Source organism: Chryseosolibacter indicum (assembly GCF_018598585.1).
GTDB classification, from domain to species: domain Bacteria; phylum Bacteroidota; class Bacteroidia; order Cytophagales; family Cyclobacteriaceae; genus Chryseosolibacter; species Chryseosolibacter indicus.
The window spans coordinates 110,156-129,070 of record NZ_JAHESD010000001.1 but is presented as its reverse complement, the minus strand read 5'-3'; the positions used below and the strand labels follow the sequence as shown (position 1 = coordinate 129,070).

The following is an 18,915-nucleotide window of genomic DNA, read 5'->3' as shown; positions in this document are numbered from 1 at the left end:
TCAAATAAAGACTCATCTACTACTTAACCTTAGTGCCTTTTGCTGGCTTTATAATGGCATACCCTAGCTTCAGTTTCTGATTCTTCTCGTTTACATAATCCATCTTTGCAATCCTCCCATTAATAAAAAGTTTACTGTCATAGTCGATGGAAATACCGACAAATAGTGATATTCTTTTTTCGAGACTAAGCTCTCCTACCTTTTCAGGAAATTTATAGCTAAGAACAAACTGAAAAAGATCCATATCGCTTTGCAAGAACTTATCAACAAGCCCCGCAATGTTTAAGCTAGCAGACTCTTCTCTATTATTATCATCAAACCCCGCCGCCATTTTGCCCGCGGGTTTACGATGGTTATTCCTTAACAAGTGAAGCTTGGCTGCCACTTTCTGTGTAATTGCATAACCCTGGTCTGTATGCAGAAAATCAAGCGACAACTTAGACTTCAACGGATTACGCTTTTGAAACATCAGCGCCTTTGTACCTGCTACTACATCAACAAAATTAGTTTTGTACTTAAGCTCCTCATAGTCTTTTAACTCTTTCAATCGCTGAATCTTTTTATAGATCTCAGATTGATATTGTATTCGGTTAATGTAATCTATTATCTGTGCTTGAATCTCGTTCAGATAATCACGATTACGAACAAGTACATAACGCAGGTCAAGTACAATAGAATTTAATTCAGCGTCTACAATCGTATTAAAAAATCCTTGTGCTTCCGAAATAATTTGTTCTGACTCTTTGATCAGGTTAATTATATCATCTCTTTTGCGCTTATACTTGTCTAGCTCCTCAAGCTTAATTAAGTAATTATCCTGATTCTTATATGTATCATCTATGTTCTTATGCAACTTCATCACTTCACGTGACGTGGTTGAATGGATTCTCTTCAAAGACCTCTTAATATTCCTGAGGAATTTCGGATTGCTATCTATGCGATAATACTTTAGATTTTCATTTAGTGATTGAATATTATCATTAATGAAACTTGTAGTAACTTCCCCGATTTCAAGAAACTCTTCGATGAAAGTAGTGATACGATCGTCAAGACCAATTATGTTATTGTTCTCGTGAATGATTTCATACAATACCAGCTTTTCGAGCTTCTCGTCCGTCATGTCGTCACGTGCAAGAATTTCCGACTTATTGATTGAATCCTTATTTCCAAAAAGCATTTCGATGACCGTTCTGTTCTGATACAGAAGGTTTACAAGATCTTTTATGGTTAACGGAGTCTTCAACTAAATAAAACGTTTACTACAACGCTGTTGCGAGCAAATTTTGCGAAGTAAGTGGTCTATAAACCCACTATTTTACGAAGAAAAACGGGTACGATAAAATGTTTTTGTTTGGCCTTCATTTAATTACTATCACGTTGCCCGCCTCGTTTTTATTACTCTCTGGCAATTAAGGAATTACTAAATGCTAGGCTATGAATATTTTTAAAATCTTTCTTTCATCTGCGATTCTGAATGATCTTCCTTATCAAGACTCTTGTTATAAAATAAGCCCATTAAAACGAAGGCAATACAGCAAGCTGATATGAGTGTGATTATAACAATAACAGGATTGCCGTTGTAAGATTTTATTGCAAAACGTACGGAAGTTACAATAGCTATAATTATTACAGTCCAAAACCAATATCTCCAATCGGGTTTTGTTAAATAAGATTTGGACACAGGCATATTTCTTATGAACACGATAATGATAAGTAGGCCGACTACCGTACTTAAATTTTGAAGTGCATACCACAATGTATAATTAACACCACGAAAAGGTATGCGCGTATTTTCATAAATCCAGGGGAGATGCCGAACAAAAAAGCCATTGGCATGAGTAAAGCTATCCCAAAATATGTGTGATGCTGAGCCAATGATAGCAGATACAGAAAACAGCATCCAGTTACTTTTGAAATACGCAATAAAATTATGGTGAAGCATTGGCTGGAAACGCTCCTGAAAAAATATAGGAAGGTTGTTTAGCAGGTTCTTCTTCACGACAACATGAAATAAAAACGAAAGCAGTATAACTGTAGGAAGATCGAAATATAATAACCCAGCCACTGTATGACCGTGAACTTTCCTAATGGTGAAGTTAAAGAAGTATTCAAAATCGGGAGCAAAACTTCCGATAATTAAAGCTGTAGCTGACAAATAGGAAGCATTTTTCCTTACGAAAGGAAGAACAATTGCTGCATGAGCAGGAGTAAAAGGCATACTTAGTCTATTACCAGGGTTCCTTTTGTTTATGAGAAAAACCGTACCACAAAAGTATCGTTTTTCTCATTTTAGACTATGCAATGCTTCAAACTTAAAAATGAACTACCTCACAGCCTATGTCTTTAAACATAACTTGGATAACCTTATTGTATCTTTCTTACTTTGAATATGCACGAGTACGTAAGTAAAAATGCATAACGGGCACCCGAATTTCTTTATAAGAGAGACGGTTATATAGTCTTCAGTTTATATTAAGTATCTGATTACCTGATCATTTTACTATGCACGTATCGTGGAAGCTGTTTTGCTTACCACAGGTACTTATTAGACCTACCTTTACCTGGCGGGAAAAGTTACAGCTTAACTACAGATACAGGACCAACAGCCTGAACGACTACAATACCACCTAGGGTCGCTATTTTTAGCGAAACAAGCTCCATATCTGGGATATGAGATATTTATGGTTAGTGACAGCGGAACAGAGGCGTATGGACCTTGCAGGTAGTAATATAGCTGCCGCTACGGAGATAACGATTGACGATCGAGAAATTAGTCCTTAATAACCCATTACCGAAAGGAATTTATACTCTTAAGACCGGAGTATATCTTTAACAAAAAAGATTGTAATTAATTAAAGGGTTACATACGGACGAATGATGAATTTTAAATTCCTGTAAAGGAGTTGTCTTTCTATAGTAATCTAATTTCGATTAGGCTTTCCTATAGGCAAGTTCGGGACGAGGTAAAGGGTTCTTCCAGGTTTGCTACACTCTTCCTGCACTCTTTGTGCACTCTCTCGGCACTCCTTCATTGCCCTTAAAAACGTATCGTTTAGCTTTGATGTCTGACACTGACGAATAAGACAGGCTTTATTAATATAGGAAATTGCCTTCAAAAATCAAAGAAAAAAGGCACACAGCAATAATAAAATGATACCTGCGTTTTAAAGTGTATAGTTAAACTATAATAAGTAATAGTTCAAACCAGGAAGAATTAAGATCGGATAGGCAACAATACACCATTAAGGTTACTAATCGACAACTACTCTTATTACTTTTGCAAACCCATTAGTAGCAACACGTACTAAATAGGTTCCTGGCTTTAGTTCGTTCTGGATATTGATTCTGTTATTAAAATCATTTATTATTTCTTCGTGCAGCACTGTTCCTACATTATTAAGGATTTGAACCTTTACTTCTGAAGAAGCTTTAAAGTTTGATACAAGGTTAATTGACGATCCATTACTTGGATTAGGTGATACGGTTACATCTCTGCTTCCTTCAAAATTAACCGCTACTATGTTAAAGTATTCAAAAGAACCATCAAAGTCAATTGATTTAAGACGGTAGTACGACTTTCCAATTATGGGGGTATTATCCTCGAAGTTGTAATCTATTCTTATCTTGCTATTACCTGTTCCCTTAACAGTAGCTATCTCTTCAAATTTCTTTCCATCTGTAGATCTTTCAATAACAAAATAATTGAAATTCTTTTCTATCGCTGTTGCCCATCTTAGCATTACTGATTCAGTGATATTATTCGCCTGTTGAAAGAAGAGTAATGATACAGGTAATACGGACATGGAATTTACCCAATTTGTAAAAGGTATGTTAGTGCTTTCCATTGTAGCCTTACTTCCTCTGTTGTTGGTTGTAGTTGAACCATTTGCTGTATTATTGGTAATAGGCCCGTTAAGATAAAGTCCATAAGGATTTGTCGTATTGTTGTTAATAATTTTATTTCCACCACCAGTAAAGGAAATTCCATCGTCAATGTATACTTGCCCTCCATTGTTTACTGTGAACAATGTGCCCCCTGTTCCGTCATCTGTTACGCTTCCAAAAATTGCTACCCTTGCATTTTGATTTACAGTAACATCACCGCTTGATTGAGATCTCAAACCTCCCATTACTACGAAATCAGCATACGGAGGAGGTGCTACGCTAGTACCGATTGTAAGATATGTTGAATTTACTACTGTAGTATTTCCATGGATTTTAACTGAGCCTCCGGGGTAGATACGGAAATTAGCATTAAGTATTGCATCAGCAGTGATTGCTAAAGTTCCATAAACATTTACTGTTGCACCTCCTGAAATCGAGAAGTCTCCGTTCACCACCAATTGTTTTCCTAAGGCAATGTTAAGTGTAGCCCCGGAAAAGGAATAGTCAGCGTTTAGAGTCAGGTTATGGTTTATATTAATTGTACCCCAACTTTGGCCCGAGGTTGCAGGAATTGAACCACCCGACCAGTTTGATGTTGCTGTCCATAATCCGTTGTTTGATGAAGTATAATTCTGACCATAGGAAAAAGTAGCGGAAATCAGACTTGCAATGATGGCAAAGGAGCGGATGATGTTAGAACTTTTCATTTCTGCTTGTTTGGCCGGTATAGTTCAAGAAGCCATCCAAATCAGAAAATGGTTACAAATCATTAAGATTGTAGTCTAGTTCTTCCCAAAAAAAAGCGTCAAATGGTCCTTTAATTGACGTTTTTAAGTTAAAATAAAATTATTTTACTGAGTAACTAGACAAATGTTCAACCCAGCCAAAGAAAGAATTAGTCCTAAATTTGGAAAAAATAGCTGAAATTGGGAAATTTCTTATATAAATGAGAATTCGTCTCTAGATAAGAATATGTGGGAAATATTAGGGGGACCAAGGATAAAGAAAAAGCGAAATGTGGTCCAACTGCTCGAAAAGGATTGAACCACATTTTCATGTATTAATTTAGCTGAGCTTAATCAATTATTTCTGCCAGCTCAAGCCACCTTAACGTTTTAGTATCGATTTCTTCTGTTATTCTTTTTATCTCTTCAGACCACTTGGTAAGTTGCTGATGATCGTTGTTACCGCTATTAAACATTTCTGTTATCTCCTCTTTCCTTTTCTCGAGATCTGTGATTTCAGACTGCAATTTTTCGTACTCCTGCTTTTCCTTATAGCTTGCCTTCTTCTCATTAGACTTCTGTGCTTGGGGAGCCGTATTTACGGGTGACAATGGTTTTGATTTGCTTGCTGCTTTTTCTTCCTCTTCTTCTACCCAATCACGATAGTCAGTATAGTTACCATTGAATTGCCTGATCATTCCATCCCCTTCAAAAACAAAAAGCTGATCCACGAGATGATCCATAAAGTAGCGATCGTGAGAAACAAGAATGAGACACCCGGTGAACTTCTCAAGAAAGTCTTCAAGTACGTTTAAAGTGTCAATATCAAAATCATTGGTGGGTTCATCCAAAATAAGAAAGTTTGGATTTGTAACCAGGAGCTTCAGAAGCTGTAAGCGCTTCTTTTCTCCACCACTTAATTTATTTATATAGTTATACTGTTTCTCAGGAGGAAAAAGAAATGAGTCAAGAAACTTGGATGCTGAAACCTGAGTACCATCTGACAGCGTGATAAATTCTGCAATAGATTTTACTTCTTCTATCAATCGGTTATCAGGATTAAGGCTGATAGCCTCCTGGGTAAAATAACCGAACTTCGTTGTAACACCTGGTATAATCTCTCCTGAATCTGGTTTTAGCTTTCCGGTGAGCATATCGAGAAACGTCGATTTACCGACACCATTTTTTCCTACCACGCCTATTCTATCGTGCTTCTTAAATATGTACGAAAAATTGCTAACGATCTTTTGATTGCCGTAAGACTTAAAGATTTTATCTACTTCCAGAATTTTCCCTCCTTGTCTTGCTTCTTTTATATCAAGCTCAAGCCTTTCCTTACGAAGGTCCTGGTTAGCTTTTTCCTGAAGTTCATAAAAGGCGTCGATTCTATACTTTGCTTTGGTTCCGCGAGCTTTTGGTTGCCTTCTCATCCAATCAAGTTCCTTCTTCAAAAGGTTTCTAGCTTTACTCACCTCGGCCTTAAGTATTTCTTCACGTTCTGCCTTTTTTTCGAGGAAGTAGGCGTAATTGCCTTTATATCTGAATAGTTGCCCTCGGTCTATTTCAATAATCTCTGAAGCGACATTATCAAGGAAATAGCGATCGTGGGTCACCATGATCAGCGTAATATTCTGGCCAGACAGGTATGTTTCAAGCCACTCAATAGCCGTAAGATCCAAGTGGTTTGTTGGTTCATCCATAATGATGAGATCAGGTTCCTGCAACAACAGTTGCGCTAGGAATATGCGCTTCTTTTGCCCGCCTGAAAGCTCACCAAATTTCTTATCCATATCGGGCACACCAAGCTTGCCGATTACTTCCTGAACCTTAGATTCATAGTCCCATGCCTTAAGGTCTTCCATACGCTCCAGGACCGCCTGCATTTTTTCAGCAGGTGTATCAGCATCATGAAGACAAGCCTCGTATTCTTTAACAACCTTTGCGATCTCATTATCATCATTAAACAATACATCCTTTACCGTAAGGTTATTGTCAACTGTTGGTTGTTGTATTAAGAAGCCGGTTCTGATACCTTCCCGCACGCTTACTTTGCCTTGGTCTGGCTGAATTTCGCCGGTTAGAATTTTTAGTAACGTCGACTTCCCAACACCATTATTACCTACTAATGCAAGTTTTTCTCCCTGAGAAATACCTAAGGTGATATCTTTAAAGAGCCAGCGATCATTAAAAGTTTTGGAAACAGATTCAGCAGAAAGGTAATTCACTATCGTAAAAATTTAAGGCGCAAAGGTAGGTTAAAAAGCATATAAAAGCATATTGTGGTTTTAAATTCATGTGCACATAACACAGTGACATGAATTTGAAAGAAATCACCCGCTTATCAAATAAATTAAGTGTTAATTGAAGAACATAAGCATGTTAAAATCCGAAATCCAAAATCCGCTAATAAATGAAGTATATCTTTGTGTTCCTCATTTTGTTTTCAGCATCAACACTGTCGTTTTCCCAAAAGAATAACTTTACAGTTATAGCGTATTATATGGGAAATCCTGAAAAGGTTGACAGCCTCGCCGCTGACAAGCTAACACATATAATTTTTAGCTTTTGCCATTTAAAAGGGAATAAGCTAACAGTAGACAACAGAAGAGATTCAACCACGCTTCAGAAACTTGTAGCACTAAAGCAAAAGCATCCAAGACTTAAAATAATTGTATCTCTAGGAGGATGGGGCGGTTGCCCTACGTGCTCGGATGTGTTTTCCACGGAAAAATCGAGAAAAGAATTTTCCGAATCTGTTCTCGTGTTAAGTCAATACTTTCATACTGATGGAATAGACCTAGATTGGGAATATCCTACCATTGAAGGGTATCCTGGACATAAATATAAACCTCAGGATAAAAAGAACTTTACTGCATTAGCACAACAATTAAGAAAAACGCTCGGTAAACAATATGAAATAAGTTTTGCTGCGGGAGGGTTTCAAAAATTCTTAGTCGAATCTGTTGAATGGAAAGAAGTAATGAAAGAAATGGATCGGGTAAATGTTATGTCCTACGATTTAATTAATGGTTACTCTACAGTTACGGGACATCACACAGCATTATATTCAAGAGACAAGCAGTTCGAATCTACGGACAATGCAGTTCAGTATTTGATAAAGTTAGGAGTACCACGAAATAAAATTGTGATAGGCGCTGCATTTTATGCCCGTGTTTGGGAGAATGTGCCTGCAACAGACAACGGACTGTATCAATCAGGAAAATTTAGAACCAGTATAGACTTTAAGGAATTCCCGAAGCTACTTTCGAAAGACAACGGCTTCACTTTTTTCTGGGACGAAAAAGCTAAGGCTCCTTATGCTTATAACTCTTCTGAAAAACTCTTCGCAACCTTTGATGACGTGAAATCAATAACACACAAAACGCAATATGTGATTGATCAACGACTTGACGGCATTATGTTCTGGGAATTGAGCCTTGATACATATAAAGACGGCCTATTAGACGCTATATATAAGTTTAAGAAGTAGTACGGGCAATTAATGTATCGAAGCGAAAGATAACGCTTTTTGTTATTTGCTTAAAATCTGGTTTAGTCTGTCGTTTACAAATTCGGCTTCAGTAGATCCGAGGTTGGACGATCTTTCCTTGACTTCAGAATTTGTCTTTGCAAGAAACTCGACTTCATTCGCATAGAAACCATGCTCTTCCATTTTCAATAAGTTGTCATAAGGACCTCTTGAAGATACGAGTTTGACAAATACAGGTGAGGTTTCGAGTGCGATAAAAAGAAGCATAATGAACCAATGGGCAAGCCATATTGCGCTACTTTCTTTTGTAATCCTGTTCAGTGCTTCCATTCTAGCAGCAGGACCATTAATTCTTGATCTGTCAAGTGATGCTATTTCCTTTTGCATCAACTCACTATTTTTTTCGATTTGACGCTGCAGTTGAGCAATCAATTGATTGTTTTGCTCTGATAGTAATCTTAGTTCCTGCTCTGCTTTATCAGCATCCGCTTTTTTCACTTTATATATTGGCCCAAGATTGCGCTTACGGCTCCCTCCTGTTCCGTCTGCCTCCTCCTGTGCAATGCGCGCCAGTTCATCGCGCTTTAGTGTCTGTTTCTCAATCTCGCCTTTGAGTATGGTAATTTCGTTTTTTAAACTATCCTGACTCGGTTCGTATTTTAAATTAATTTGTCCTTCCTGCTGAGCAAACTTCTCCTGCTCCATTAGCACCAGTTCAGGATTAATCTCCTTTTCAAAAATTTTTAATTCGAGAGGTTTAGCAATTACAATAGAGATCAGCACGGCAAGTACAATGCGAGGTGTAGCCATTAGCAACTCTTTACCTGCCCTACCCGCTTTGCGTAGACTTGAAACGATATACCTGTCGAGATTAAAGATCATTAATCCCCATAACATGCCAAAAAAAATGGCAGTCAATGCGTTGTCAAAAACAGTATAAAGAGAATAACCGGCAGCAAGTGCCGCAAATAAACCCGTAAAGAAAACGGTAGCACCAATACTAACATACTTGCTTGTTTCTGTGGGACACTTCTTTAATAGTGAAACTTCTGCGCCTGAACAGAACCAGAAGAAAGAGGTAAGTTTTTGCATTTATTGCTAACGTGTTTGTTATAAAGGTATTGCTCTACTCAAGATAAATGCCATGTTTTAAAACATGATTTTAAAGACATTCAGCGAAGCTGTAAATTTTAAGTGTCATGAAGACGTACACTGCATTGTTCACAAATGCACTTTATAGCCGCCTAATGTAACTCAAATCGTACTTCTAAACGTCTTTAGTGTCGACGAATTAACAGTTGTTCAAAAAAATCCCCATTGGAAAATATTATGTCGGCTATTTAACCAACTATTGAAAATTACGAGCGGGCATAAATATTTAATGACCGTCGACAAACACTCCAACACCATACGCTCGTTCACTAACATTTTGTTAAATACTAATTTATCTACTAATCTATGAATCAAATGACCACCCTCAGGCACAGGTTAATGTCCTTGGATAAGGATATTAAAGTTGGAATTATTGGAATCGGATCTATCGGAAAAGGTTTAGTCTTTCAGTGCAATTTGACTCCAGGAATAAAACCGGTTGCCATTGCTGATATTAATTTAAAGAAGGCCATCGATTGTGCGAAGTGGTTGAATTTTGATTATGATATTGTGAACAACGTTGATGACCTGAATTATGCAATTCAGAGAGGCAGAGTTGCTGTTACCGACAACGGAGAGATTATATCGTCCAGTGGGTTAATAAATGTTATGATAGAAGCTTCAAATGCTGTATATCAGGGAGCTGTTCATGCTATGAAGGCCATTAATAATCATCAGCACGTTGTAATGATGAATTATGAAGCAGAGATGATGTATGGACCTCTGTTACTTGAAATGGCAAACGATGCAGGCGTTGTGTATACATGTGCAGACGGAGACCAGCCTACTGTAATTAAAAAACTTATCGATGATATAACCCTTTGGGGATTTGATGTAGTAATGGCAGGAAACATTAAAGGTTTTCATGATCTTTATACAAATCCCACAAAGATTGCCCCCGAAGCTGACAAGCGATCACTAGACCATAAGATGTGTTCATCCTATACAGACGGTTCGAAGCTGTGTGTTGAGATGGCTGTGTTAGCGAATGCAATCAATGGCAGGACAGCCATTCCTGGAATGTACGGACATAAAGCTGCCAAAGTACATGATATCTTTAAGCTGTATGACTTTGAAAAACTTTGGGATGGTAAAACACCGTTGGTAGATTACCTGTTGGGTGCTGAACCTAAAGGAGGAGTGTTTGTGATAGGACACACCAAAGATAAATTCATGCAATATACCTTGGATTGGTTCCCTCCTGACACGGGCCCTGGTCCATTCTACTTATTCTACAGACCGTACCACCTAGGTGCTTTAGAAGCTATGGAATGCGTAGCGCAAGCATATCTTGATCATACTGCAAGGTTGCAGCCTATCTATGGTATGAAGACGAATGTATTTACCTATGCAAAGAAAGACCTTAAGGCGGGTGAAACCTTAGATGGTATGGGAGGTTACAACTCTTATGGCTTAATCGAGAATTTAGGAGACCAAAAAGAAGCAGGACTTCCCATTTTATTAAATGATGGATTAAAACTAAAACGTGATATCGCTCAAAATGAAAGAATCAGCCTGGACGATGTAGAGTATAATCCTGAAGACCCTGCGTTTAAATTATACTTTGATGCAATCAACGTAAAATCAAGGCCATCAGATAGAATTAAAGTTTCTGACGATCTTGTAAGTACAATCGACAAAAATTTACAATATGCACAACACTAGTCCAGCAGAGCCGCTTGTAACCGTAGTTGTAGCCACTTACAATCGTGCTGAAACATTAAGGTATGCTATTGAAAGTATTTTATGGCAAACGTTTAAGAATTTTGAAGTATGGATTGTTGGTGATGCTTGTACTGATCACACAGAAAAGGTAGTGAAATCCTTTACTGATCCTAGAATTAACTGGTATAACCTTCCAAAGAATTCTGGATATCAGTCCAAGCCGAACAATGAAGGTATAAAACGTGCCAGAGGCAAATATATCGCATATCTGAACCACGACGATATCTGGTTGCCTAATCACCTTGAAGCATTGGTAAACCACATTGAAAAAACACAGGCGCACTTTGCCTTCTCGATCATACAATGGGTTTATTCATTTACTTATTCAAGACCAGATATTCCATTGTTACCTGACATGCCAATTCCTCCGGAGGCAACTGCTGTTATTCATAGAAAAGACGTAGTAAATGAAATAGGCTATTGGAAAAATATAAACGAAACTTATTCATATCCAAGAGTAGACTTTTTCAGGCAAGCGCAGTACAAAGGGATGAAGTTTGAAATTGTTCCATCCGTTACCGGACTCAAGTTTTTGTGGGATGAGAAGAATTATCATGATGTAGGTCCTCAGCCGCTCTATATGGAAAGGCTAAGAAACGAACCCGAGTTTATTAACCGGGAATTATCCGCAATGTTAATTCGCGCTGAATATAGCATCAACTCATTTCCTAAAGGCAAACGCTTGATATGGATTTTTACTAATCCATTGAGAAAGATGATGCTCAAGATGAAGATGGATCCTGCCATGTTAAAATTCTGGAATAAGAAAGGAAAGCAAATCAGGATCTGGAGAAAGAGACATGGGCTTAAAGAGAATGTTGAAGATAGTAGTGTAAACAATACGGCAATCCCAACGTCTCATATAACAGTGAAAAAAGAACCATCATTGCAAAATTAAAGAGACTATTACCCAAACCAACCGAAGAGGTGTTTGCAGCTTGCAAGCACCTTTTTTATTGAATATTACCAGGCATCATTTTGGTTCGCAAACTATTTATATACAAACGTGATGTCAGATGAAGAACAATGTGTCGGAGATTTTAGCTTATGTTGCTGTGGTAGGTGTTTGGATCCGCTTCTGGCCTTACATCATTAACCAGTTTTCTAAAAGGTCATTGAAACTTAAGGAAGTATTTTCGGTATCTCTTATTATTCCTGCCAGAAATGAAGCAAATAAGATCAGTAAACTACTAGACTCGCTTCTACATCTCGATTATCCTGCTGTTGAGATCATTGTTGTTGATGATGGATCAACTGATCATACCAGGCAAATTGCAGAACAATACCCAGTTAAAGTACTCAGCACACCCCCTAAGCCACACGGATGGGTAGGTAAAAGTTGGGCATGCCATATTGGGGCAATGAGTGCCACGGGCAAATACATTCTTTTCACCGATGCTGACACTATCCATAAACCAGATAGCTTGAAAAAAGCAGTAGCATTTCTTCAAAAAACAAAGAGCAAGATGATTTCCGCCCCTCCTTTTCATATTAATAAACTGTGGTGGGAAAAGCTATTAGGTCCTTTCTTCTGCTTAATTCATGCTGGTGCATCTCCGTACGACAGGATAAGTATTGACCACCCTTATGCCTTAGGACAATATTTACTTCTTGAGAAAGAGTTTTACCACAAAATTGGTGGCCATGTCGCAGTTCACAATGAAGTTGCTGATGATGCCTCTCTCGCTAAACTCGTAATTGCAAACAAAGGGAAATTTTCAATGTTCGCAGGAGTTAAATTGTGTGAAGTTCAAATGTACGAATCTTTTGAGGCTTTTATCAAAGGTTGGCTCCGCATTCTACGGCTTGGTATACGAGAGCTGAAACCTTCCGTATTTTTCTATACACTTCTTCCTTTGCTTACATTAAACTTAGCAAATCTATTCCCATTCGAGTTGACCTCCTGGATCCCTTTACTTCTTACATTAATATGTTTTGCGCTTGTTCAGCCAAAGCTTGGAAATTTTACGATTTCGGGATTGATTGTATTTCCGGTTTCTTTTATGCTGTTTTTAACTTTGAGCTGCTGGGCCGCAGTGGGACATCTGTTTAATCTTCCAATTTTATGGAGTGGGCGGTTATACATCCCGGAAAAAAAGATCACTACAGGAAACGTTTGAGTATTACCTCAAAGACGTCTGTAGCTTTTTAATGTTTTGCAAGTTAAACAGCACCAAGGCTATAACAATAATCGTATATCCTAATGCTTGTAACGCACTAATGGTTTCTTTAAATACGAAAAAGGCAACACTAAAATTTACGAGGGGATTTAAGTACATAAGAACGCCGATGGTCGCCGAATTTATTTTATTCAACGCAAATAGATTTAAAAATAAGGGTAATACCGTAAAAAAAGCTGCAATTACAAAGATGATGATGTAGAACTTAGGATCCGATGGAACTGCATGGATAAGTAATGGATAACAGAAAGAGAGAATAACAAGGGAGAATAGAATTTGTACTCCTAAAATAATCATTCTGTCAAAACCTTGATTCTTACGTTGGGTGATCAAATATAGTGCATAGGTAAATGCGGTTAGGAAGCTGTACCCTAACTCAACAAAAGAACTAAGCCCCATTAGTGCACAACTGACTGCACACAATGCCACTGATAACCATTGAAGGGAGGTGAGCCTCTCCTTAATAATCACATAACCGAGCACCGCTGTTATAACCGGACATATAAGGTAAGAAAAAGATGCTGTCTTGATGTTTATATGATTTACAATATGAATAAAGGTGAGCCAATTAACAGAAAGTAAAGCACCTCCTGCCAATGTAAGCGCTATGATTCTAAGCCGTTTGTTTTTTTGAAAAGATTGAAGGTAGGTAAAGTCTTTCTTTATATGTTGTCTTCTTAAAAAGAAAATGATGGCCGCAAGAATAAAAAAAGAGGTTAATATCCTGAAGTAAAGTATTTCACCCGGATAAAAGCCTTTAAGAGCTCTTAACGGGATTGAAAAGAATCCCCATATTACAAAGGCAGCAATTGCAGCTGCATAGTGCTTTCTATTCTCCATGAAGGAGGCGAAGATAGAGAATAAAATTTAGTGATGGACCGGAATAATCTTTTCTTTGGTTACGGATTTACCTACAGTATTTTCGTTTACTCTCTTCTCTTGAAGCTTTGTTTTTATTCTTTCCTTTTTCAAATCCACACGTATAAACGCGTAAAGACTCATATAAATATTTGCAACCCATACAAGAGCAAAACCTCCAATAAGATAGCCCCGCCAGTCGTCATATAGTAAAGTAAACCTGGTAACAATTAGAAAGAAGATTGTAACGTAGTGACTGAAGCAATACTCGCAAGTGAATAGATAAAAGAACTTCCTTTTCAATAATGTTTCACCTTCTCGACTAGCCTTTACACAAAATTCGCGCGGCTCACGAAAAACTTCTTCATGTGTTACTGTCCATGCTATACATGCAATTGGTATAGCGATGATAAATAGATATGCTACCTGAAGTCCTAATTCCATTATTCTACATTGATATTTTAGCGAATAGCGTAAAATCAAATGCCAGTAAGAATTCCAGGCTGCCGCTGAATAAACATTAAGTATTCAGCCGCTGGCTATTGGTAATAGCGGCAATATCGCTTTGTATTAGGGTAATACTTAGTTCATTAAATTTTAATTGAAATGTATGGTATCTCGTGATTTTTATATATTATCTTTGATTATATCAAAAAAAGAACAGCAGCCATACTGCTGCAACCTATACCACCCATTAGCATGATGAAGCAAGTGAAGTTGAACACCACAGGAGTGAAGTTTACTCCATCTTCTTTCATAACATATTATGAAGTAAATTCAAATTTTGTAATTTCTGATGAAAAGGAATTATTAAAACTCGATGAGGTGAAAGCTGTCTTGAATAAATATGAGCCAATCATCAAGAAGGATTCAACCACGTGGAGCATTGGAATCTGCATTCCCATTAATAATATCATCAAGAGATACTAAACCTTTCTTTATTCCGTCATCTGCATAGCTTTTGTTTTTGAGAAAAACAGGTGTAATTTTCACCGGTTTAAAACCATTTTTACCTTTACATTTTTACGACTGGTACAAGATGATAGAAGAAAAAAGCTTGAACTTCCTTGAAGAGATTGTAGAAAATGATCTCTCCTCTGGAAAACATAAAAGTATAGTTACGCGATTTCCGCCGGAACCCAATGGTTACCTCCATATGGGACATGCGAAAAGTATCTGCCTTAATTTTGGATTAGCCTTAAAGTATGGAGGCTATACAAATCTGCGATTTGATGACACTAACCCTATTACAGAAGATACAGAGTACGTAGAAAGCATCAAGAACGATGTGAAATGGCTGGGCTTCCAATGGAAAAACGAATTATATGCATCAGATTACTTCAATCAGCTGTATGAATTTGCCGTAAAGCTCATTAAAAAGGATTTGGCTTATGTTGATGATAGTACAAGCGAGGAAATAGCAGAACAAAAAGGCACTCCTACACAGCCAGGTAAAAATAGTCCCTTCCGATCGAGAACAGTTGATGAAAATGTGAAACTTTTCGAAGAAATGAAAGCGGGCAAATATAAGGACGGGGAAAAAGTGCTGCGGGCCAAGATTGACATGGGGCATCAAAATATGCACATGCGTGATCCTATTTTATACCGGATTAAACATGCTCATCATCATCGCACTGGTGACAAGTGGTGTATCTACCCTATGTATGATTTTGCTCACGGCCAAAGTGACGCAATTGAAAAGATTACACACAGCATTTGCACGCTTGAGTTTATACCTCATCGTGAATTGTATGAATGGTTCATTGAGAAACTGGAAATATACCCTTCAAGACAATATGAATTTGCGAGGTTGAATATGACCTATACGGTTATGAGTAAACGCAAACTGCTGCAGTTGGTAAATGAGAACCACGTCAGCGGATGGGATGACCCACGAATGCCGACTATCAGCGCTGTAAGACGTCGTGGCTATACTCCGGAAAGTATCAGAGAGTTCTGTGACAAAATAGGGGTAGCAAAGCGTGAAAACCTTATTGATGTGGGTTTGCTTGAATTTTGCGTGAGAGAACATTTAAATAAAATAGCCTTACGCAGGATGGCTGTGTTTGATCCACTAAAAATTGTGATTACAAATTATCCTGAAGGAAAGACGGAAATACTTTCGGGGGAAAACAACCCGGAAGATGAGAATTCAGGATCAAGAGAGATACCTTTTAGCCGTGAGCTATATATTGAACAGGAGGATTTTATGGAGGTAGCACCAAAGAAATTCTTCCGCCTTGCGCCAGGACAAATGGTTCGCCTTAAATATGCCTATATTATCAGATGCGATAGTTTCGTTAAAGATGCTAATGGCGGAATTACAGAACTTCACTGTACTTATATTCCTGAAAGCCGAAGCGGTTCAGATACGTCAGGCATTTCCGTAAAAGGAACACTACATTGGGTGAGTGCGCAACATGCAGTAACAATAGAGACCCGGTTGTATGACAGGTTGTTTAAAGCCGAAGATCTAAGCCAGGCAGAAGGTGACTTTAAAGAGCATATTAATCCTGACTCCTTACTGGTAGTACCTAAAGTATACGCAGAACCAGAATTACTAAAAGCTAAAGGAGAAGAACGCTATCAGTTTTTAAGGAAAGGATATTTCTGTCTTGACCCTGATTCAAAAGACGGAAAGCTAGTCTTTAATCGGACTGTTACTTTGAAAGACATGTGGGCCAAAGAAGTAAAGAAAGGGTAGCTTTAGTTACTTGACTTACAGGAAAATTTTAGAAGAGATCTTTACTGAGGTGCAACCTTATTTTGGAAAAGGTAAGGTTGCTGACTATATCCCGGCATTAGAACGAATAGATCCAAAAAAATTTGGAATTGCCATCGCCACGGTGGAAGGAGAATGCTTTCACTTTGGTGATGCACAAGAGGCGTTCAGCATTCAGAGTATATCTAAAGTTTTTACCTTAAGTCTTGTCTTTCGTAAACATGGCGATGCTCTTTGGAAAAGAGTAGGTATAGAACCGTCTGGAACGTCTTTTAACTCGTTAGTTCAACTTGAATATGAAAAGGGAATTCCAAGAAATCCCTTTATTAATGCTGGAGCCCTTGTTATCACAGACATCCTCATTTCCGATGAAAAAGATCCAAAAGCATATGTACTCAATTTTTTAAAAACGATTTCCAGGAATGATTATATACACTACGATCAAGTTGTTGTTGACTCCGAAAAAGCACACGGTTACCGTAATGCCTCACTAGTCAACTTTATGAAGAGCCATCAAAACATTGTTAATAATGTCGATGATGTTCTAGACGTTTATTTCCATCATTGCTCAATTGCTATGAGTTGTATTGACCTTGCAAAAGCAATGCTATACTTTTCGAATCATGGCATACTGCCTTCCTCAGGTGAAAGATTGTTAACGGTAAGCCAGGCTAAACGTTTAAACGCAGTGATGATGACGTGTGGTTTTTATGATGAAGCCGGGGAATTTGCCTTTCGTGTAGGACTACCTGGCAAAAGTGGTGTTGGAGGTGGAATTGTAGCCGTAATACCTGGGAAACTTTCGGTTGCAGTATGGAGTCCGGAACTTAATCCTAAAGGTAATTCAATTGTAGGAATGAAGGCACTGGAACTATTTACAACGAAAACAGGAATGTCAATTTTCTGATTCTCCTCGTGATCGTTAACATGTAGTTATAAAGTATACTTAATTTGTTTAGCTGCGTTATTTGCCTTCTCTCTTGCTTCTTCTATAGACTTTCCTCTTGCAAGGCAAACACCCATTCTTCTTTCTCCATTAACTTCAGGTTTGCCAAATAATCTTATTTGCGTGTCCGGCTCAGAAAGTGCATCCTCTAATCCTGAGAAGGTAATGTTTTGAGATGTTCCCTTGACAAGGATTACACTTGATGCTGAAGGCCCATGCTGAACAATGTTTGGAATCGGTAAACCAAGGATCGCCCTTACATGAAGTGCAAATTCAGATAGATCTTGAGAAATCATTGTAACCATCCCCGTATCATGAGGTCTTGGTGAAAGCTCGCTAAAGTAGACCATTTCTCCTTTTACAAAAAATTCAACCCCAAAAATCCCTGTCCCTCCCAACGCATTTACAACCTTTTCTGCTATAGTCTTAGCATCCTCTAGCGCTTTTAGGGGCATAGGATGTGGTTGCCATGACTCCTGGTAATCTCCATGCTCCTGCCTATGACCTATCGGTTCGCAAAATGACACCCCGTATTTGTGCTTAATAGTCAAAAGTGTTATTTCATAATCAAAATCAATAAATCCTTCTATAATAACATGCCCACTTCCGCTTCTTCCACCTTCTTGGGCATACTTCCATGCGAAGTCGATATCCTCTCTGGTTTTAATTACGCTTTGTCCCTTACCGGAAGAACTCATAATCGGCTTTACTACACATGGAATTCCAATTGTGCTTACTGCCATCATAAACTCTTCTTTCGTTGCAGCAAACTTATAGGGAGATGTTCGAAGTTGTAATTGTTCTGCTGCCAGAGTGCGTATCCCTTCCCTGTTCATAGTAAGACGGGTAGCATTCGCTGAAGGAATAACTGCAAAGCCTTCTTTTTCAAGTTCCACTAAAGTATCAGTGTGTATAGCTTCTACCTCTGGTACTATATAATCCGGATTTTCTTTTTCGATAAGAGAACGTAATGCCTCTTTGTCAAGCATTGAGATTGTGTAAGATCGGTGCGCTACCTGCATTGCAGGTGCATTGTCATACTTATCGACTGCTATCACCTCAACACCATAACGTTGGAATTCTATAACTACTTCTTTTCCAAGCTCTCCCGAACCTAAAAGCATTACTTTTATTGAAGAAGATTTAAATGGTGTTCCTACTTTTAGTGATTTTGCGTCTGAAGCCATGAATTCCAACTGATATTTTTCGAATAATACTAGTTTTCAAAACTT

Annotated in this window: 15 protein-coding genes; 7 read left to right on the top strand and 8 right to left on the bottom strand. The window is 38.0% G+C overall.

The annotated features are described in order from the left end of the window. Positions 1-19: 19 nt before the first annotated feature. The 4 genes from KK060_RS00510 to abc-f all read right to left on the bottom strand — a co-directional run bounded on the left by KK060_RS00510 (position 20) and on the right by abc-f (position 6,835). Positions 20-1,243 (bottom strand): hypothetical protein, encoded by a 1,224-nt coding sequence (locus KK060_RS00510; RefSeq protein ID WP_254151439.1) that lies wholly within the window; start codon positions 1,241-1,243, stop codon positions 20-22. Between the two features lie 201 nt (positions 1,244-1,444). Further along, complete coding sequence (locus tag KK060_RS00505) at positions 1,445-2,218, bottom strand: DUF4184 family protein (protein WP_254151438.1); 774 nt, start codon at positions 2,216-2,218, stop codon at positions 1,445-1,447. Positions 2,219-3,251: 1,033 nt separating this feature from the next. After that, positions 3,252-4,592, bottom strand: a complete 1,341-nt coding sequence (locus tag KK060_RS00500; RefSeq protein WP_254151437.1) for a T9SS type A sorting domain-containing protein — start codon at positions 4,590-4,592, stop codon at positions 3,252-3,254. 368 nt (positions 4,593-4,960) lie between these two features. Then, positions 4,961-6,835: a ribosomal protection-like ABC-F family protein gene (abc-f, locus tag KK060_RS00495; RefSeq protein WP_254151436.1), complete on the bottom strand. Its 1,875-nt coding sequence runs from the start codon at positions 6,833-6,835 to the stop codon at positions 4,961-4,963. A gap of 185 nt (positions 6,836-7,020) precedes the next feature. Here abc-f and KK060_RS00490 point away from each other — a divergent pair, with 185 nt between their 5' ends. Further along, positions 7,021-8,100 (top strand): glycoside hydrolase family 18 protein, encoded by a 1,080-nt coding sequence (locus KK060_RS00490; RefSeq protein WP_254151435.1) that lies wholly within the window; start codon positions 7,021-7,023, stop codon positions 8,098-8,100. A gap of 42 nt (positions 8,101-8,142) precedes the next feature. Here KK060_RS00490 and KK060_RS00485 read toward each other — a convergent pair whose 3' ends face one another. Then, a complete protein-coding gene (locus KK060_RS00485; RefSeq protein WP_254151434.1) occupies positions 8,143-9,192 on the bottom strand; it encodes a DUF4407 domain-containing protein in 1,050 nt (349 codons plus the stop codon). 366 nt (positions 9,193-9,558) lie between these two features. Here KK060_RS00485 and KK060_RS00480 point away from each other — a divergent pair, with 366 nt between their 5' ends. The 3 genes from KK060_RS00480 (at position 9,559) to KK060_RS00470 (ending at position 13,097) form a co-directional block, all read left to right on the top strand. After that, on the top strand, positions 9,559-10,917 hold the full coding sequence (locus KK060_RS00480; RefSeq protein ID WP_254151433.1) for a homoserine dehydrogenase: 1,359 nt from the start codon (positions 9,559-9,561) through the stop codon (positions 10,915-10,917). Beyond that, on the top strand, positions 10,904-11,875 hold the full coding sequence (locus tag KK060_RS00475) for a glycosyltransferase family 2 protein (RefSeq protein WP_254151432.1): 972 nt from the start codon (positions 10,904-10,906) through the stop codon (positions 11,873-11,875). Before KK060_RS00480 ends, KK060_RS00475 begins: the two co-directional genes overlap by 14 nt. Positions 11,876-11,993: 118 nt before the next feature. Continuing rightward, the gene (locus KK060_RS00470; RefSeq protein WP_254151431.1) at positions 11,994-13,097 is read left to right on the top strand and encodes a glycosyltransferase family 2 protein; all 1,104 of its coding nucleotides are present in this window, start codon (positions 11,994-11,996) and stop codon (positions 13,095-13,097) included. A gap of 3 nt (positions 13,098-13,100) precedes the next feature. Here the strand turns inward: KK060_RS00470 and KK060_RS00465 are convergent, their stop codons facing one another. Then, positions 13,101-13,997, bottom strand: coding sequence for an EamA family transporter (locus tag KK060_RS00465; RefSeq protein ID WP_254151430.1), 897 nt, complete (start codon positions 13,995-13,997; stop codon positions 13,101-13,103). A 27-nt stretch (positions 13,998-14,024) separates the two neighbouring features. Beyond that, on the bottom strand, positions 14,025-14,459 hold the full coding sequence (locus tag KK060_RS00460; RefSeq protein ID WP_254151429.1) for a hypothetical protein: 435 nt from the start codon (positions 14,457-14,459) through the stop codon (positions 14,025-14,027). A 255-nt stretch (positions 14,460-14,714) separates the two neighbouring features. On the opposite strand from KK060_RS00460, the gene KK060_RS00455 reads away from it, so the two are divergent. From KK060_RS00455 to KK060_RS00445, 3 genes are all read left to right on the top strand, one after another. Then, positions 14,715-14,945, top strand: a complete 231-nt coding sequence (locus KK060_RS00455; protein ID WP_254151428.1) for a hypothetical protein — start codon at positions 14,715-14,717, stop codon at positions 14,943-14,945. Positions 14,946-15,054: 109 nt separating this feature from the next. Next, a complete protein-coding gene (locus KK060_RS00450; RefSeq protein ID WP_254151427.1) occupies positions 15,055-16,719 on the top strand; it encodes a glutamine--tRNA ligase/YqeY domain fusion protein in 1,665 nt (554 codons plus the stop codon). Positions 16,720-16,729: 10 nt separating this feature from the next. Continuing rightward, on the top strand, positions 16,730-17,644 hold the full coding sequence (locus tag KK060_RS00445) for a glutaminase (protein WP_254151426.1): 915 nt from the start codon (positions 16,730-16,732) through the stop codon (positions 17,642-17,644). A 26-nt stretch (positions 17,645-17,670) separates the two neighbouring features. Here the strand turns inward: KK060_RS00445 and purT are convergent, their stop codons facing one another. Then, complete coding sequence (purT, locus tag KK060_RS00440) at positions 17,671-18,870, bottom strand: formate-dependent phosphoribosylglycinamide formyltransferase (RefSeq protein WP_254151425.1); 1,200 nt, start codon at positions 18,868-18,870, stop codon at positions 17,671-17,673. Positions 18,871-18,915 lie beyond the last annotated feature (45 nt).

What these genes read in the sequence shown, in the direction of transcription:
- KK060_RS00505 (WP_254151438.1), bottom strand. Translation starts at nt 2,218, where the DNA reads ATGCCTTTTACTCCTGCTCATGCAGCAATTGTTCTTCCTTTCGTAAGG.
- KK060_RS00500 (WP_254151437.1), bottom strand. Translation starts at nt 4,592, where the DNA reads ATGAAAAGTTCTAACATCATCCGCTCCTTTGCCATCATTGCAAGTCTG.
- KK060_RS00490 (WP_254151435.1), top strand. Translation starts at nt 7,021, where the DNA reads ATGAAGTATATCTTTGTGTTCCTCATTTTGTTTTCAGCATCAACACTG.
- KK060_RS00485 (WP_254151434.1), bottom strand. Translation starts at nt 9,192, where the DNA reads ATGCAAAAACTTACCTCTTTCTTCTGGTTCTGTTCAGGCGCAGAAGTT.
- KK060_RS00480 (WP_254151433.1), top strand. Translation starts at nt 9,559, where the DNA reads ATGAATCAAATGACCACCCTCAGGCACAGGTTAATGTCCTTGGATAAG.
- KK060_RS00475 (WP_254151432.1), top strand. Translation starts at nt 10,904, where the DNA reads ATGCACAACACTAGTCCAGCAGAGCCGCTTGTAACCGTAGTTGTAGCC.
- KK060_RS00470 (WP_254151431.1), top strand. Translation starts at nt 11,994, where the DNA reads ATGAAGAACAATGTGTCGGAGATTTTAGCTTATGTTGCTGTGGTAGGT.
- KK060_RS00465 (WP_254151430.1), bottom strand. Translation starts at nt 13,997, where the DNA reads ATGGAGAATAGAAAGCACTATGCAGCTGCAATTGCTGCCTTTGTAATA.
- KK060_RS00460 (WP_254151429.1), bottom strand. Translation starts at nt 14,459, where the DNA reads ATGGAATTAGGACTTCAGGTAGCATATCTATTTATCATCGCTATACCA.
- KK060_RS00455 (WP_254151428.1), top strand. Translation starts at nt 14,715, where the DNA reads ATGATGAAGCAAGTGAAGTTGAACACCACAGGAGTGAAGTTTACTCCA.
- KK060_RS00450 (WP_254151427.1), top strand. Translation starts at nt 15,055, where the DNA reads ATGATAGAAGAAAAAAGCTTGAACTTCCTTGAAGAGATTGTAGAAAAT.
- purT (WP_254151425.1), bottom strand. Translation starts at nt 18,870, where the DNA reads ATGGCTTCAGACGCAAAATCACTAAAAGTAGGAACACCATTTAAATCT.